This window comes from Lysobacter antibioticus (genome assembly GCF_000731095.1).
GTDB classification, from domain to species: Bacteria; Pseudomonadota; Gammaproteobacteria; order Xanthomonadales; family Xanthomonadaceae; genus Lysobacter; species Lysobacter antibioticus_B.
Genome location: NZ_JMTZ01000164.1, coordinates 1 through 587 on the forward strand (window position 1 = coordinate 1; position 587 = coordinate 587).

At 66.6% G+C, this 587-nt stretch carries 1 protein-coding gene; it reads right to left on the minus strand.

Annotated elements, in window-relative coordinates; all coding sequences use genetic code 11:
• A partial coding sequence (locus EX88_RS26665; protein ID WP_036149885.1) for an OmpA family protein occupies positions 1 to 587 on the minus strand: 587 nt, incomplete at both ends.

The window sequence follows — 587 nt, forward strand, 5'->3', positions numbered from 1 at the left end:
ACGCTGACCTTCAGCGCCTGCAGCACGTCGGCCGGCAATTGCTTGACCAACTCGGCCTTGACCGCCGAAGCCCGATCGAACGCCAGCGACTCGCTATCGCCGTTAGCGCTGATCACCACTTCGCCGCCGCGGTGTTGCTTGATCTTTTCGGCCATCTTCTCGATCGCCGGCAGATACTGCGCACGCACCTCGGCGCTGCCCGGGGCGAAGAAGACTTCGCCCAGCTCCATCTCGACCTGCTCCTCACCGCCTTCGATCAGCCCGGCCGGCAGCTTGACGCCCCAGTCGAAGCGGACCGGCAGGCCCGGGGTGACGCGACGCGTCAGCGGGTTGTCGGTGGTGAACACGCTGCCCGGCGGCAGGGTCGACGGATCGACCTTGAGGATGAAGTTGCGGCCGCGTTCCAGGGTGCCCACGTCCACGCCTTCGAGGTGATAGCGGCCGTACTGGTCGGTCTCCATCAACAAGCCCTCGATCGAGGCGATGCGCACGCCCGGGATACCGCGTTCGTCGACACCGGTGTTGCGGACGATGTAGTCGACCAGGTAGCCGCCCTCGGTCGGGCTGACCCGACGTTCCACCGTCGG